15 protein-coding genes are annotated in these 14,415 nt (G+C 71.8%); 4 read left to right on the top strand and 11 right to left on the bottom strand.

The window, feature by feature from the left end:
• Both C1N81_RS32390 and C1N81_RS32385 read right to left on the bottom strand, forming a co-directional pair.
• The gene (locus C1N81_RS32390; protein ID WP_394434857.1) at positions 1-282 is read right to left on the bottom strand and encodes a (2Fe-2S)-binding protein; all 282 of its coding nucleotides are present in this window, start codon (positions 280-282) and stop codon (positions 1-3) included.
• Between the two features lie 178 nt (positions 283-460).
• The gene (locus tag C1N81_RS32385) at positions 461-1,813 is read right to left on the bottom strand and encodes a class II 3-deoxy-7-phosphoheptulonate synthase (protein ID WP_394434856.1); all 1,353 of its coding nucleotides are present in this window, start codon (positions 1,811-1,813) and stop codon (positions 461-463) included.
• A 79-nt stretch (positions 1,814-1,892) separates the two neighbouring features.
• Here C1N81_RS32385 and C1N81_RS32380 point away from each other — a divergent pair, with 79 nt between their 5' ends.
• Positions 1,893-1,982, top strand: a complete 90-nt coding sequence (locus C1N81_RS32380) for a trp operon leader peptide (protein WP_394434855.1) — start codon at positions 1,893-1,895, stop codon at positions 1,980-1,982.
• A gap of 95 nt (positions 1,983-2,077) precedes the next feature.
• Positions 2,078-4,009 carry an anthranilate synthase family protein gene (locus C1N81_RS32375; protein ID WP_394434854.1) on the top strand — a complete coding sequence of 644 codons (1,932 nt, stop codon included), beginning with the start codon at positions 2,078-2,080 and terminating at the stop codon, positions 4,007-4,009.
• On the opposite strand, the gene C1N81_RS32370 is transcribed toward C1N81_RS32375, so the two are convergent.
• The 5 genes from C1N81_RS32370 to C1N81_RS32350 form a co-directional block, all read right to left on the bottom strand.
• Positions 3,934-4,956 (bottom strand): 2-hydroxyacid dehydrogenase, encoded by a 1,023-nt coding sequence (locus C1N81_RS32370; protein WP_394434853.1) that lies wholly within the window; start codon positions 4,954-4,956, stop codon positions 3,934-3,936. The genes C1N81_RS32375 and C1N81_RS32370 overlap by 76 nt on opposite strands.
• Before the next feature lie 142 nt (positions 4,957-5,098).
• Positions 5,099-6,127: a 6-phosphofructokinase gene (locus tag C1N81_RS32365; RefSeq protein ID WP_394434852.1), complete on the bottom strand. Its 1,029-nt coding sequence runs from the start codon at positions 6,125-6,127 to the stop codon at positions 5,099-5,101.
• Positions 6,128-6,179: 52 nt separating this feature from the next.
• Positions 6,180-6,887 carry a response regulator gene (locus tag C1N81_RS32360; protein ID WP_394434851.1) on the bottom strand — a complete coding sequence of 236 codons (708 nt, stop codon included), beginning with the start codon at positions 6,885-6,887 and terminating at the stop codon, positions 6,180-6,182.
• Between the two features lie 53 nt (positions 6,888-6,940).
• The gene (gene macS / locus C1N81_RS32355) at positions 6,941-8,197 is read right to left on the bottom strand and encodes a MacS family sensor histidine kinase (RefSeq protein ID WP_394434850.1); all 1,257 of its coding nucleotides are present in this window, start codon (positions 8,195-8,197) and stop codon (positions 6,941-6,943) included.
• A gap of 45 nt (positions 8,198-8,242) precedes the next feature.
• Positions 8,243-8,980 carry a lysophospholipid acyltransferase family protein gene (locus C1N81_RS32350; protein WP_394438367.1) on the bottom strand — a complete coding sequence of 246 codons (738 nt, stop codon included), beginning with the start codon at positions 8,978-8,980 and terminating at the stop codon, positions 8,243-8,245.
• Between the two features lie 293 nt (positions 8,981-9,273).
• Between C1N81_RS32350 and C1N81_RS32345 the strand changes: the two genes are divergently transcribed.
• Both C1N81_RS32345 and C1N81_RS32340 read left to right on the top strand, forming a co-directional pair.
• A complete protein-coding gene (locus tag C1N81_RS32345; protein ID WP_394434849.1) occupies positions 9,274-10,092 on the top strand; it encodes an alpha/beta hydrolase in 819 nt (272 codons plus the stop codon).
• Positions 10,085-10,831: a hypothetical protein gene (locus C1N81_RS32340; protein ID WP_394434848.1), complete on the top strand. Its 747-nt coding sequence runs from the start codon at positions 10,085-10,087 to the stop codon at positions 10,829-10,831. Before C1N81_RS32345 ends, C1N81_RS32340 begins: the two co-directional genes overlap by 8 nt.
• Positions 10,832-10,850: 19 nt before the next feature.
• On the opposite strand, the gene C1N81_RS32335 is transcribed toward C1N81_RS32340, so the two are convergent.
• The 4 genes from C1N81_RS32335 to C1N81_RS32320 form a co-directional block, all read right to left on the bottom strand.
• Positions 10,851-11,606: an endonuclease/exonuclease/phosphatase family protein gene (locus C1N81_RS32335; protein ID WP_394434847.1), complete on the bottom strand. Its 756-nt coding sequence runs from the start codon at positions 11,604-11,606 to the stop codon at positions 10,851-10,853.
• Positions 11,607-11,677: 71 nt separating this feature from the next.
• Positions 11,678-12,631: an ROK family glucokinase gene (locus C1N81_RS32330; RefSeq protein ID WP_394434846.1), complete on the bottom strand. Its 954-nt coding sequence runs from the start codon at positions 12,629-12,631 to the stop codon at positions 11,678-11,680.
• A gap of 53 nt (positions 12,632-12,684) precedes the next feature.
• A complete protein-coding gene (locus C1N81_RS32325) occupies positions 12,685-13,176 on the bottom strand; it encodes a DUF5304 domain-containing protein (protein ID WP_394434845.1) in 492 nt (163 codons plus the stop codon).
• Positions 13,177-13,255: 79 nt separating this feature from the next.
• Complete coding sequence (locus C1N81_RS32320) at positions 13,256-14,380, bottom strand: ArsA family ATPase (RefSeq protein WP_394434844.1); 1,125 nt, start codon at positions 14,378-14,380, stop codon at positions 13,256-13,258.
• Between the last annotated feature and the right edge of the window lie 35 nt (positions 14,381-14,415).

Below are 14,415 nucleotides of genomic sequence, written 5' to 3'. Positions count from 1 at the left end.
CTAGGCAGCCATGGCCCCGTCATGAGCTTCGACGGATCCAACGGGTTCAACGGATCCAACGGATCCAACGGACTCGACGGACTCGACGGACCCGACGGAGTCGAGAGCCCGCCGCGGCGCACACGCCCCACGCCCGAGCAACGCCTGGATCCGCCGCACGCACGACCCGCAGTCGGTCCCGGCCTTGCAGGCGGAGGCGATCTGCCGCGGGGTGCAGGCACCGCCCGCGGCGTGCTGCTTGACCTGGTCCTCGGTCACTCCGAAGCAGTTGCAGACGTACACGCGGGCTCACCTCCCGGTCGGGACTCATAGGCAGTGCCGCCCCGACTGATCAGTGAGGCAAACCTAACCTTACCCGCCGGACCGGAAGTGCAAAAGCGCCGTGGGGCGCGGATCGCTGTGATCCGCGCCCCACGGCGCTTGTAGGCAAGCTCACCTCAACAGGAGGCGGCAGAGGCGCTCACTGGTCGCGGTACATCTCGGCGACGAGGAAGGCGAGGTCGAGCGACTGGCTGCGGTTCAGCCGGGGGTCGCAGGCCGTCTCGTATCGCTGGTGCAAATCGTCGACGAAGATCTCGTCGCCGCCGCCGACGCACTCGGTGACGTCGTCACCGGTGAGTTCGACGTGGATGCCGCCCGGGTGCGTGCCGAGGGCCTTGTGGACCTCGAAGAAGCCCTTGACCTCGTCGAGCACGTCGTCGAAGCGCCGGGTCTTGTGCCCAGAGGCCGCCTCGTACGTGTTGCCGTGCATCGGGTCGGTGATCCAGGCGACGGTCGCGCCCGAGGCGGTGACCTTCTCGACCAGCTCGGGCAGCTTGTCGCGGACCTTGTCGGCGCCCATGCGGACGATGAAGGTCAGCCGGCCGGGCTCGCGGTCGGGGTCGAGGCGCTCGATGTACTGGAGCGCCTCCTCGGCCGTGGTCGTCGGACCGAGCTTGATCCCGATGGGGTTGCGGATCTTGGAGGCGAACTCGATGTGGGCGCCGTCGAGCTGCCGGGTGCGCTCGCCGATCCAGACCATGTGGCCCGAGACGTCGTACAGGTTGCCGGTGCGCGAGTCGACGCGGGTGAGGGCGGCCTCGTAGTCGAGGAGCAGCGCCTCGTGGGAGGCGTAGAACTCGACGGTCTGGAACTCGGCCGGGTCGGTGCCGCAGGCGCGCATGAAGTTCAGCGCGTTGTCGATCTCGCGGGCGAGCTGCTCGTAGCGCTGGCCCGACGGGGACGACTTCACGAAGTCCTGGTTCCAGGCGTGGACCTGGCGCAGGTCGGCGTAGCCGCCGGTGGTGAAGGCGCGCACGAGGTTCAGCGTGGAGGCGGACGCGTGGTACATCCGCTTCAGGCGCTCGGGGTCGGGGACGCGGGCGGCCTCGGTGAACTCGAAGCCGTTGACGGAGTCGCCGCGGTAGGTCGGCAGGGTGAGTCCGTCGCGGGTCTCGGTCGGCTTGGAGCGCGGCTTGGAGTACTGGCCGGCGATGCGGCCGACCTTCACGACCGGCACCGAGGCGGCGTACGTGAGCACGGCGCCCATCTGGAGAAGGGTCTTGAGCTTGTTACGGATGTGATCGGCCGAGACGGCGTCGAAGGCCTCGGCGCAGTCGCCGCCCTGGAGCAGGAACGCCTCTCCCTTGGCGACGGCCGCCAGTCGGGCGCGCAGCTGGTCGCACTCGCCCGCGAAGACGAGCGGCGGATACGACTCGAGGTCCGCGATCACATCGCGCAGAGCCTCGGCATCCGGGTACTCGGGCTGCTGCGCCGCGGGCAGGTTTCGCCAGGTGTTGCCAGCGCTCGCGCTGGTCTTAGCGTTCACGGTCACCTCGACAACATTACGGGGTCATGATGGGCGTCCAGGCCCCCGCTCATCTTTTGAGACAGGTGAGAGTCGGGCGCCCCACATGAGCCGGGGTTCGGGTACGGTTGCGCCCATGTTCGCGCAGTTTCTGACCCGCACCTGGTGGTGGACCGCACATCCGGCGGCCCACTGACTGCGCGTTTCCGAACCGCGAAGGCCGCCCGAGGGGCGGCCTTCAGTCGTTTGTGACACGGCGCGGCTGTTCCTCTCTCAGGAAGGAACAGCCCCATGTCCGTACTGCACGACCTCATCGACGACACGCGCCCGTTCGCCCTGCTCCGCAGGCGGGCGCCCGGCCATGACCACGACACGGTCGAGGTGCTGATCGGCCGGGTCCAGGAGTACGACCGGCTCGCGGACATCCCGGAGGGCCTGGCCCTGGTCCCGTTCCGGCAGATCAGGGAGCGCGGCTTCGACGTACGGGACGACGGCACCCCGCTCACGGTGCTGACGCCGGAGGAAACACGGGAGATTTCCCTGGAAGAAGCCCTTGCCGCACTCCCCCGCCACGACGTGACCGTCCGGGACGGCGCGTTCGACGTGGACGACGCCGCGTACGCGGAGATCGTCGGGCGTGTCCTGGACGAGGAGATCGGCCGCGGCGAGGGCGCGAACTTCGTGATCCGGCGGACGTACGAGGGGGAGATCGAGGGGTTCTCCAGGGCCGACGCCCTCGCGCTCTTCCGGCGCCTGCTCGACGGCGAGCGGGGCGCATACTGGACGTTCGTCGTCCACACGCAGGACAGGACGCTGATCGGCGCGAGCCCGGAGGTGCACGTCCGCATGTCGGGCGGCACGGTCGTGATGAACCCGATCAGCGGCACGTACCGCTATCCGGCGACCGGCCCCACCCCCGACGACCTGCTCGGCTTCCTCGCCGACGGCAAGGAGATCGAGGAGCTGTCGATGGTGGTCGACGAGGAGCTGAAGATGATGTGCACCGTCGGCGACATGGGCGGTGTCGTCGTCGGCCCGCGGCTGAAGGAGATGGCGCATCTGGCGCATACGGAGTACGAGCTGCGGGGCAGGTCGAGCCTGGACGTGCGGGAGGTGCTGAAGGAGACGATGTTCGCGGCGACGGTGACGGGGTCGCCGGTGCAGAACGCCTGCCGGGTGATCGAGCGGCACGAGGTGGGCGGACGCGGCTACTACGCGGGCGCGCTCGCCCTGATCGGCCGGGACGCGGGCGGCGCGCAGACCCTCGACTCCCCCATTTTGATCAGGACGGCGGACATCGGCGCGGACGGCCGCCTCCGGGTGCCGGTGGGCGCGACGCTCGTACGGGGTTCGGACCCGGCGGGCGAGGTCGCGGAGACGCACGCGAAGGCGGCCGGAGTCCTTGCCGCGCTCGGTGTACGGCCCGGGCGCCCGCGCGAGGAGGGCGCGCGGCCCGCGCTCGCCGACGATCCGCGCGTACGGGCGGCGCTCGACGGGCGCCGGGCGGCCCTCGCCCCGTTCTGGCTGCGGATGCAGGACCCCGACCGGCACGGCGGGGAGCTGAGCGGGCACGCGCTTGTGGTGGACGGCGAGGACACGTTCACGGCGATGCTGGCGCACGTGCTGCGCTCGTCGGGGCTCGACGTGACGGTGCGGCGCTACGACGAGGAGGGGCTGCGCGAAGCGGTCCTGGCGCACGAGGGCCCGCTCGTGCTCGGCCCGGGACCGGGCAACCCCTGCGACCTCACGGACCCGAAGATGCGGTTCCTGCGCGCGCTGACGGCGGACGTGATCGCCGGGCACCGGCACGGCGTGCTCGGCGTCTGCCTCGGGCACGAGCTGATCGCGGCCGAGCTGGGTCTGGAGATCGTCCGCAAGGACGTGCCGTACCAGGGCGCGCAGACGGACATCGACTTCTTCGGCCGGGCCGAGACGGTCGGCTTCTACAACAGCTTCGCGGCGCGCTGCGACGACGACGCGGCGCTCGAACTGGCCGCGCACGACGTGGAGGTCAGCCGGGACGGGGCGACGGGCGAGGTGCACGCCGTACGGGGTCCGGGCTTCGCCGGGGTGCAGTTCCACCCGGAGTCGGTGCTGTCGCTGCGCGGCGCCGGGATCGTCCGGGAGCTGATGGCTCAGCTGGTGGCTCAGCTGGTGGCGGACGGCGCGGACGGCGCCCCGGCCGGGACGAGCACGTTCTCGGAGCGGCGCCCGGCGAGGTAGTCCAGGACGTTGCTGACGGTGGTCTCGACGATCTGCCCGACGGCGTCCGCCGTGTAGTACGCCTGGTGCGAGGTGACCAGCACGTTCGGGAAGGTGACGAGGCGGGCCAGGGTGTCGTCGTCGACGATCTCCAGGGACTTGTCGAGGAAGAACAGGCCCGCCTCGGCTTCGTACACGTCGAGGCCGACACCGGCGAAGCGGCCCTCGCGCAGTTCGGCGACGAGGGCCTTGGTGTCGATGAGGCCGCCGCGGCTGGAGTTGATCAGGATCGCGTCGTCCTTCATGGCGCGCAGGGCGGCGGCGTCGACGATGTGCTCGGTGGCGGGGAGCAGCGGGACGTGCAGGCTGATCAGGTCGGCCTCGGCGAAGAGCTGGTCCCGGTCGACGTACTTCATGCCCAGCTCTACGCAGTCCGGGTTCTCGGCGACGTCCCAGCCGAGCAGGTTCATGCCGAAGCCGTGCGCGATCCGGGTGAAGGCGGCGCCGATCTTGCCGGTGCCGAGGACGCCGACGGTGCGGCCGCGCATGTCGCGGCCGAGCAGCCCGTCGAGGCGGAAGTCGAAGTCACGGGTGCGGTTGCTGGCGCGGACGATGCGCCGGTTGACGGCCATCGCGAGGGTCCAGGCGAACTCGGCCACCGAGTACGGCGAGTAGTACGAGACCCGCGCGACGGTGAGGCCGAGCCGCTCGGCGACCTCCAGGTCGATGTTGTTGAAGCCGGTGGAGCGCTGGGCGATCATCTGCGTGCCGCCGGCGGCGAGGGTCTGGAGCACGCGGTGGTTCAGGGTCGCGTTGACGCTGGTGCAGATGACCTCGTAGCCGGCGGCGATGGGCGCGGTGTCCTCGTTGAGGAAGACATCGAGGCAGCGGACGTCGTGGTGGCCCTGGAACGCCCGCTCGATGAGAGGCTTCTCGTCGGACTGCACGCCGAATGCGAGGATCTCCATGGCGCGAGTCTAAGCCGATCAAGCCCCTCCGGCGATCGCGCTCAAGCCCCCCGCTTGAGCCCCTCCGGCGATCTCGCTCAAGCCCCCCGCTTAAGCCCGTCCGGCGATTGAGCAGCGGGGTCCGGGGCAGAGCCCCGCGACCTCAGCCGAAGAAGACGCCCACCTCTTCGTACAGAGCGGGATCCACGGTCTTCAAACGCGCCGTAGCTTCGGCGATAGGCACCCGCACGATATCCGTCCCCTGCAACGCGACCATCTTCCCGAAGTCCCCGTCCCGCACAGCGTCGATCGCATGAAGCCCGAACCGCGTGGCCAGCCACCGGTCGAACGCGGACGGAGTCCCCCCGCGTTGCACGTGCCCGAGCACCGTGGTCCGCGCCTCCTTCCCCGTGCGTTTCTCGATCTGCTTCGCGAGCCACTCCCCCACGCCGGACAGGCGCACGTGCCCGAAGGAGTCGAGGGACTCGTCCTTCAGGACCGCGTCCCCGTCGCGCGGCATGGCGCCTTCCGCGACGACGACGATGGGCGCGTACGACGACGTGAACCGTGAGGTCACCCAGGCGCAGACCTGGTCGACGTCGAAGCGCTGCTCGGGGATGAGGATGACGTTGGCGCCGCCCGCGAGCCCGGAGTGCAGGGCGATCCAGCCCGCATGGCGGCCCATGACCTCGACGACAAGGACGCGCATGTGGGACTCGGCGGTGGTGTGGAGCCGGTCGATGGCCTCGGTCGCGATGCCGACGGCGGTGTTGAAGCCGAAGGTGTAGTCGGTGGCGGAGAGGTCGTTGTCGATCGTCTTCGGTACGCCGACGGCCTTGATGCCGTACTCCTCGGTGAGCCGCGCGGCGACGCCGAGGGTGTCCTCGCCGCCGATCACGATGAGCGCGTCGACGCCCTGCGCGGCGAGGTTCTCCTGGACGCGGCGGATGCCGTCCTCCGCCTGGAGGGGGTTGGTGCGCGAGGAGCCGAGGATGGTGCCGCCGCGCGGCAGGATGCCGCGGACCGCCGGGATGTCGAGCCGCACGGTCGCGTTCTCGAGGGGGCCGCGCCAGCCGTCCCGGAAGCCGACGAAGTCGTAGCCGTACTCCTGCACGCCCTTGCGGACGATGCCCCGGATGACGGCGTTGAGCCCGGGGCAGTCGCCGCCGCCGGTCAGTACTCCGACCCTCATCACGTAACTCCCTTGTCACGGTGAGCAGTTGGAGCAACTGTCCCGCGCCGGGTCACTCGTCGTCCAGACCCCGTTCGATGGCGTAGCGGACGAGTTCCACCCGGTTGTGCAGCTGGAGTTTGCCGAGGGTGTTCTGCACGTGGTTCTGCACGGTGCGGTGCGAGATGACCAGGCGCTCGGCGATCTGCTTGTAACTGAGGCCCTTGGCGACGAGGCGCAGCACCTCGGTCTCCCGGTCGGTCAGCTCGGGCGCCTTCGGCTCGTCGGCGTCGGGCGCCGGGGCGGGCTCGGAGGCGAGGCGCCGGTACTCGCCGAGGACGAGACCGGCGAGGCCCGGCGTGAAGACCGGGTCGCCGACGGCGGTGCGGCGCACGGCGTCGATCAGCTCGTCGGTGGAGGCGGACTTCAGCAGATAGCCGGTGGCGCCGGACTTGACCGCCTCCAGGACGTCGGCGTGCTCTCCGCTCGCGGAGAGGACCAGGACCCGCAGCGCGGGGTCGGCGCCGACCAGCTCCTTGCAGACCTGGACGCCGGGCTTGGCCGGCAGATTGAGGTCGAGGACGAGGACGTCGGGGCGGACGGCCCGCGCGCGGCGCACCGCCTGCTCGCCGTCGCCCGCCGTGGCGACGACACCGAACCCGGCGGCGGTGAGGTCGCGGGCGACGGCGTCGCGCCACATCGGATGGTCGTCGACGACCATCACCTTGATCGCGGCCCGCCCGCCGTCACCGTCACCGCTGCCGGTCTGCTGCTCGTTCATCGTTCCCGTCCCGCCTTCCCCCGTGTCGTTCACGTCTGTGCTGTTCGAGCTCGTCAATTCGTCTTCGGCTTCGTCTTCGTCTTCGTCCTCGTCTTCGGCACGGTCAGCTCGACCTCCGTGCCCTGGCCCGGTACCGAGATCAGCTCGGCGGTGCCGCCGATGTCGCGCAGCCTGCCGCGGATCGACAGGGCGACACCGAGCCGCCCCTCGCCCTCGGCCTGGGCGAGCCGGCCCTCCGGGATGCCGGGCCCGTCGTCCCGTACGGTCACGATCACCGCGTCCGGGTCGTCCTCGACGAGGATCCACGCGTGCGCGTCCGCGCCCGCGTGCCGGCGGACATTGTCCAGGGCGGCACTGACGGCGGCGGCCAGTTCGCGGGCGGCGGCGGGCCGCATCGGGACCGGGGCGCCCGGCTCGGAGAAGGTGACGCGGGCGCCCGCGTGCACGGCGAGCAGGGGCCGCAGGTCGCGCGGCGCCCCGGCGTCGTCGTCCTCGGCGTCCCCGGCCCGGTCCGGCTCGTACACCGTACGGACGACGGCTCCTTGCGCCGCGTCCTCGGAGGCGCGGGAGGCCGGGGTCAGGCCGCCGGCGACCAGGGTGCGCAGAGCGACCTCCTGCTCGCCCGCCATGCGCCCGATCTCGGCGGCCTCACCGCCCAGGGCGTTGCCGCGCCGCTGCACCATGGCGAGGACCTGGAGGACGCTGTCGTGGATGTCGCGGGCGAGGCGCTCCCGCTCCCGCGTCGCCGCCTCTATCTCCAGGGCGCGGGCGAGGGTGCGCTCGGAGGCGCGGGCCACCTCGACGACGTAGCCGATGGCGATGGACGCGATGCAGACGAGCAGCACGTTGTGCAGGGTGCTGCGGCTCAGGACGCCGCGCTGCACCACGTTGGCGACACCGATGAGCAGGGACGCCGAGGCCGCCCAGCGCCAGCCGCCCTTGAGCGCCCAGGCGAGGACCGCGCCCGCCGTCCATATCGACGGCAGGGTCGTGCCGCCCGTCACCGCCCGCTCGTGGCCCGCGACCGGGGAGAGCAGGATGCCGGCGGCGGCGATCGTCAGGTCCGCGGCGAGGAAGCGCTTGGTGCACCGCCCCGCGCCGGACACCTGCGGCAGCGTCGCCAGGGTCCACACGGCCATGACGGCGAGGTAGCCGATGGCCACCCAGGGCCGCTCGTACACCTCGTACGCGCTGGCGAAGAGGCCGATCGCGTACAGCATGGTGAGGACGCGGTACCCGAGCAGGGCGCGCCACAGCGGCTGTTCGACCGACATCCGTACGACCCGCTCGCGCCTGACCGTGCTCCCCATGTTTCCTACCCCCCGTGCACCGCTGACCGCTCGGAGCGGGCTGCGCTAGGCGCCGCCCCGCTCCTTCTGCGCATCCTTGTGCGCTTCCTTCTGGGCTTCCTTCTCGGCCTTCGCCGCGTCCGCGATCTGCCGCTTCGCGGCCGTCGCGTACATGTCGACGTACTCCTGGCCGGAAAGCTTCATGATTTCGTACATGACCTCGTCGGTCACCGCCCGCAGCACGAACCGGTCGCCCTCCATGCCCTGGTAGCGGGTGAAGTCGAGGGGCTTGCCGATGCGGATGCCGGGGCGCATGAACTTCGGCATCACCTTGCCGGGCGGCTGGATCTTCTCCGTGTCGATCATGGCGACGGGGATCACCGGCGCACCGGTGGCCAGCGCCACGCGCGCGAGGCCGCCCGGCTTGCCCCGGTAGAGGCGGCCGTCGGGCGAGCGCGTGCCCTCGGGGTAGATGCCGAACAGCTCGCCGCGCTCCAGGACCTCGATGCCGCTCTTGATGGCGGCCTCACCGGCGCCGCGCGACCCCGAGCGGTCCACGGGCAGCTGGCCGACGCCCTTGAAGAAGGCGGCCGTCAGCTTGCCCTTCACGCCGGGCGTGGTGAAGTACTCGGCCTTGGCGATGAAGGTGACCTTGCGGTCGAGCATCGCGGGCAGGAAGAACGAGTCGGAGAACGAGAGGTGGTTGCTGGCAAGAATGGCGGCCCCCTCGGCGGGGATGTTCTCCATGCCCTCCACCCACGGCCGGAAACCGAGCTTCAGCGGCCCCCCGATGGCCACCTTCATTGCGCCGTAGATCAACCCACTGCCTTCCCTCGTCCGAGATTCAGACCTTAACCCGCGGGGCCGCCCGGGGGCCCGACGACCCTGGTCGGTGTCAGTCCGGTCGCGTACGGTGAGGAGCACGCTCAGTCCTTCTCCCGCCCTCTTCCTCTTGTCCTGCTCCCGCCCTCTTCCTCTTGTCCTGCTCCCGCCCTCTTCCACGCGTCCTCCCACCTCTGCCGGCCGTCCACCCACCTGGGCCGGCTGTCAACCCCCTCTTCCAGCTGTCCGCGCTCTTCACGAACTGGAGACCGAAGGTGCCGGTCCTTCCCGGAGCCGAGCCGTACCGCCATGACGGCGGCGAGGTCGGCGTCCTCCTCTGTCACGGCTTCACCGGATCACCCCAGTCCCTGCGCCCCTGGGCCGCCTACCTGGCCGAGCGGGGTCTGACCGTCTCGCTCCCGCTGCTGCCGGGCCACGGCACGCGCTGGGAGGACATGGCGGTCACCGGCTGGCAGGACTGGTACGCGGAGGTGGACCGCGCCCTGCGCGATCTCACGGAGCGCTGTTCGCAGGTGTTCGTCGCGGGCCTGTCGATGGGCGGCGCGCTCGCCCTGCGCCTCGCCGCCCGCCACGGCGACCAGGTGGCGGGCCTGGTCCTGGTCAACCCGGGGAACAAGCTGCACGGGCTCGCCCCGTACGCCCTCCCGGTGGTCCGGCACCTCGTCCCGTCGATCAAGGGCATCGTCGACGACATCGCCAAGGAGGGCTCGCACGAGCTGGGCTACAGCCGGGTGCCGCTGCACTCCGCGCACCAGCTGCGCCGTTTCTTCCAGGTGGTGGACCGTGAACTGCCCCAGGTGACCCAGCCGTTGCTGCTGCTGCACAGCGCCGTGGACCATGTGGTGCGCCCCGCCGACTCCGCGCGCGTGCTGAGCCGCGTCTCCTCGAGGGACGTCACGGAGATCGTGCTGGAACAGAGCTACCACGTCGCGACGTTGGACCATGACGCGGACCGGATCTTCGAGGAGAGCCATGCCTTCATCGCCCGGCTCGCCCCCAGTGTCGGCAAGATCCCCAGCGAGGGCGTGAGCGAGCCCGGCGAGGGCGCGGAAGGGACGGCCAGCAGTGGCTGAACAGGAGCGGCGGGAGCCGGGGAGTCCGGACAGCCCCGACAGCCCGGACGGCGGCAAGCAGCAGGAGCCGGAGGCGGCCGGGGCCGGGCAGTCCGGGCGGGACGAGGAGGAGCAGGGCGCGCTCCCGCTCGACGAGGACGCGGTGTGGGCGCAGATCGTCGCGGGGTACGGGGAGGAGCCGCCGGACCCGCCGGGCGCGAAGCCGTTCAAGTCGGTGGAGGACCTGGCGCTCCTGGAGACGGACACCAACACGACACCGCCGGTGGGCCGGGACACGGCGGACGGGCCGGCCGGGCCGGACGAGCACCCGAAGAAGGACACCAAGGACGCGAAGGACGCGAAGGACGCCAAGGACGGCAAGGACGACAGGGACGGCAAGGGACCGCTCGGCTCCTCGGTGTCCTTCGCCCCGGGCGTCGGCGGCGCCATGCCGGGCCCCCGCGACCACACCCCGGCGGAGCCGTCCGACGACGACTTCGACGCGGGCGACGAGGGCCACTTCGTACCGCCGGAGCCGCCGCCGCTCCCCGAGGCGGACGTGACGGCCCGGTTCGCCTGGCTGGCCGTGGTCGGCGGCCCCGTGCTGCTGCTCGTCTCGGTGCTGCTCGGCTGGTCGATGACGTGGTGGCTGGCGACGCTTTGCATCGGCGGCTTCCTGGGCGGCTTCGCCACGCTGGTCGCGCGGATGCAGTCGGACGACGACGAGGACGACGACCCGGGCCGCGGAGCGGTGGTCTGACGCGAGCCGCGCCCTCGCGTCAGACAGCGGCGGGGATCTTGAGGGCGGCCAGGACCGGCAGATGGTCCGTGGCCGCCCTCAGCTCGTCCTCGGGCAGCTCCGCCGGAACCCCGCAGCCCAGGATCTCGATGCCCTTGGTGGCGAGGATCGCGTCGATGCGCTGATGGGGGTCGGCCGGGGTCGAGGTGTACTCGCGCCCCCAGGGCCGGGTGGCCCAGGCGTCGTTCAGGGCGGCGGCGAGACGCCGGAAGGTGCGCCCGTCGGGGCGTTCGTTGAGGTCACCGCCGGCCACGACGTGCTCGACGCCCGCCTCCCGCAGCGCCTCGACGCGGTCGAGCAGCAACCCGCCCTGCGCGTACCGCTCCTCCTTCGCCAGGCTCAGATGGCAGCTGATGACGCCGAGCCGGACACCCCCGAAGCGGACGACGGCGGTGGCGAAGCCGCGCCGGTGCAGCCCGGGGGTGAGCGGAAGCAGCACGTCCTCCGTGCGCTCCACGGTGGCCCGCAGCGAGCACAGCAGGGCCGGTCCCGCCGCGCTGCCACCGCCGGAGAGATACACCAGGTCGGAGGCGCGGGCGAGCCGGGCGAGCTGCTTGCGCCAGCGGAAGAAGCGCGGCGCCTCCTGGATGAGGACCAGGTCGGGGGCGCAGCGCTTCATGACGCGGGCGAGCGCGACGGGGCTGTCGCGCATCGAGCGGATGTTGTAGCTGAGGACGCGGATGACGGCCGAACCGTCGGCCTCGGTCCGGGAGTTGGGGAGCGTGCCGGAGTCCATGAAGATCAAGATACGCCCGTGCCCGCCGCCCCCGGGGGGAACGACGGGCACGAAAACGGCCGTGCGGGGTGTCACATGACGGGGTCGGGCTCCCGCGCCAGGTCGGCCGCGCCGACCATGCCCGCCTTGTTGCCGAGCTGGGCGGCGATGACATCGGCCACCGGGCGCCAGTTGCCGCCGACGAGCCAGCGCTTGTAGGACTTGCGGATCGGGTCGAGGACCAGCTCGCCCTCGTCCGACAGTCCGCCGCCGACGATGAACGCGGAGGGGTCGAAGAGCGAGGCGAGGTCGGCGAGGCCCGCGCCGGCCCAGCGGGCCAGCTCGCGGTAGGAGTCCACGGCGACCAGATCGCCCTGGCGGGCGGCCATGGAGATGTGCTTGCCCTCGATGCCCTCGGGGCTGCCGTCGCCGAGCGAGAGCAGATACTCCGCGTTCTCCGGCGTCGCGTTCGCCCGCTGCTTCGCGTAGCGGACCAGGGCGCGGCCCGAGGCGTACTGCTCCCAGCAGCCCTGCGAGCCGCAGCCGCACAGCAGGCCGTCCGGCACCATGCGGATGTGGCCGAACTCGGCGGCGACGCCGAAGTGGCCGCGGCGCAGCTTGTTGCCGATGATGATGCCGCCGCCGAGGCCGGTGCCGAGGGTGATGCAGATGACATTGCGGTGGCCCTTGCCGGCCCCGAACTTGTATTCGCCCCACGCCGCCGCGTTCGCGTCGTTCTCCACGACGACGGGCAGGCCGACGCGCTCCTCGACCTTCTGCTTCAGCGGTTCCTGGCGCCAGTCGATGTTCGGCGCGAAGTACACGGTGGAGCGCTGGCGGTTGACGTAGCCGGCGGCGCCGATGCCCACGCCCACGATCTCGTGCCCGGCCCTGGCACCTTCCACGGCCGAGGCGATCGCGTCCACGATCCCGTCAGGCGTGGAAGGCGTCGGCACCTTGAACGTGGAGAGGATGCTGCCCTCCTCGTCGACCACGCCGGCCGCGATCTTCGTGCCGCCGATATCGACGCCGATGGTGAGTCCCATGAATCCCTCAGTTCGGTCGAGCCCCGCTAGGGCCCACCGTACCTGAGCGGACTTCAGTCGAGGTCGATGTGTTCTCCGCCGGGGCCTTCGTCCGTGGGCCCACCAGGGCTCTGCGCACCAGGTGAACCCGGCGGCTTCGGTGCCCCCTGCGGGCCCTGCGCCCCCTGCGTCCAGCGGCGCTCCTGTGTCTCCACGGCGGAGCGGTACGCGGCGAGCAGTTCGGAGCCCGCGGCGGCGAGATGGTCGAAGACGTCGGAGTTGCGCTCGATGACGGGCTCGACGACGGAACGGGCCTGGCGGACGAACTGCCGGGCGACCTGCTCCGCGGTGCCCTGCGCGACGGCGCCCAGGAACGGGGCCTGTATCCCGGACAGCTTGTCGGTGACCGCGTCGACGAGCTTGCGCAGCTCTTCGGCGGCCGAGCCGGGAGGCGCCCCGTACTCGGCCTTGCGGCGGGCCTTCTCCGCCGCGAGATCCTCGGCGCAGGCCTGCTCCCAGGCGTCGGCGTCGACCCGGGGTGCGGACTGCTCGGTGGCGTCGCTCATGACGGCTGACTCCTGCGGCAAGCGAAGACGAGAGGGAAACGCTGACCCCATCGACGGTACCCGAACGGGTGCGCGCCGTTCACCGGTCGCGCGGCCACAGATCCGGGTCGGGCGCGAACCGCACGCGCAGCTCACCGTCGACGAGCCCGGCCCCGGCGACGGTGCAGCGGCGCAGCGCCGAGGGCAGCGGAACGATACGGCGGAACGCCCCCGCCCCGACGACGATCTCGTCCCCGCGCCGGATCAGCGTCAGCTCCTCACGCACGGCGCCGGGCAGCGGGATCCGCCACACGAGCACCCCGTCACCGGCGATGCGGTCCTCCACGGGCCAGGGGCTACGGGGTCCGGGGGCGCCCGGCGCCGGTACGCCGAGGGCGTCGAGGTCGTCCCGGTGCGGGTCGCGGCCGAGGTGAGGTATCTCGTACGCGCCCGCCCACTGCTCGTACGCGCCCGCCCACTGGCCGACGATCTTGCGCTGCCGGGCGGCGGCGTCGGCCAGCCACGGGTCGCCGGACCCGTCGGGCAGCACCCGGTTGGCGATCAGCGCCTCGGTGCGCAGCCCGAGCAGGGCGAGCCCGGTGCCGGCGGCGCGCAGGATCTCGGCGGCGGCCGGGGTGGGTTCGGCGACCAGGCGTACGAGGGTGGAGTCGGCGTCGATCACGGCTTGCGCGGCGGCGAGTTCCGCGTCCCAGCGGGCGGCGGCCTCGTAGAGCCCCTCGGTCGGCATCGGCACCCCGGCGAGCCGCCCGAGGACGGGGCGCAGGGCGCGGGCCGCCTGGCGCTCGGCGGGCAGGAGGCGGCGCAGGTAGCGGCGCAGTTGTTCGGGCAGGGCGAGCGCGGCGACGGCCTGGGCGGCGGGCGGCAGATCGACGACGACCAGGTCGTGGCCGCCCTCGGCGCTGTCGCGCAGGGCGCGCAGCAGGGCGAGTTCGGTGCTTCCCGGCAGCGGGGTCAGCTCATCGGCGTCGAGCTTGGCGGCCCCGAGCAGGTCGAGCGCGGATCCGGCCCGCTCCTGGAGCGCGAGGAGATCGTCCCGGAACCGTTCGCCGGGGACGAGCCGGGCGACGTCGACCCCGGGCAGTTCCACGGCGTCGGCGCTGATGAGATGCGTGCGCAGCCCGTCCCGGGCGGCCTTGAGAGCGGTGGCGGCGGCGACGGTACTGCACCCGGAACCGCCGGGCCCGATGACAAGGAGGGTACGCATGGGACATGAGGCTACCCGCAGGCCAGGACCCCTCA

It is taken from the genome of Streptomyces sp. SGAir0957, from assembly GCF_043523415.1.
This window is presented reverse-complemented; position numbering and strand designations above follow the sequence as displayed.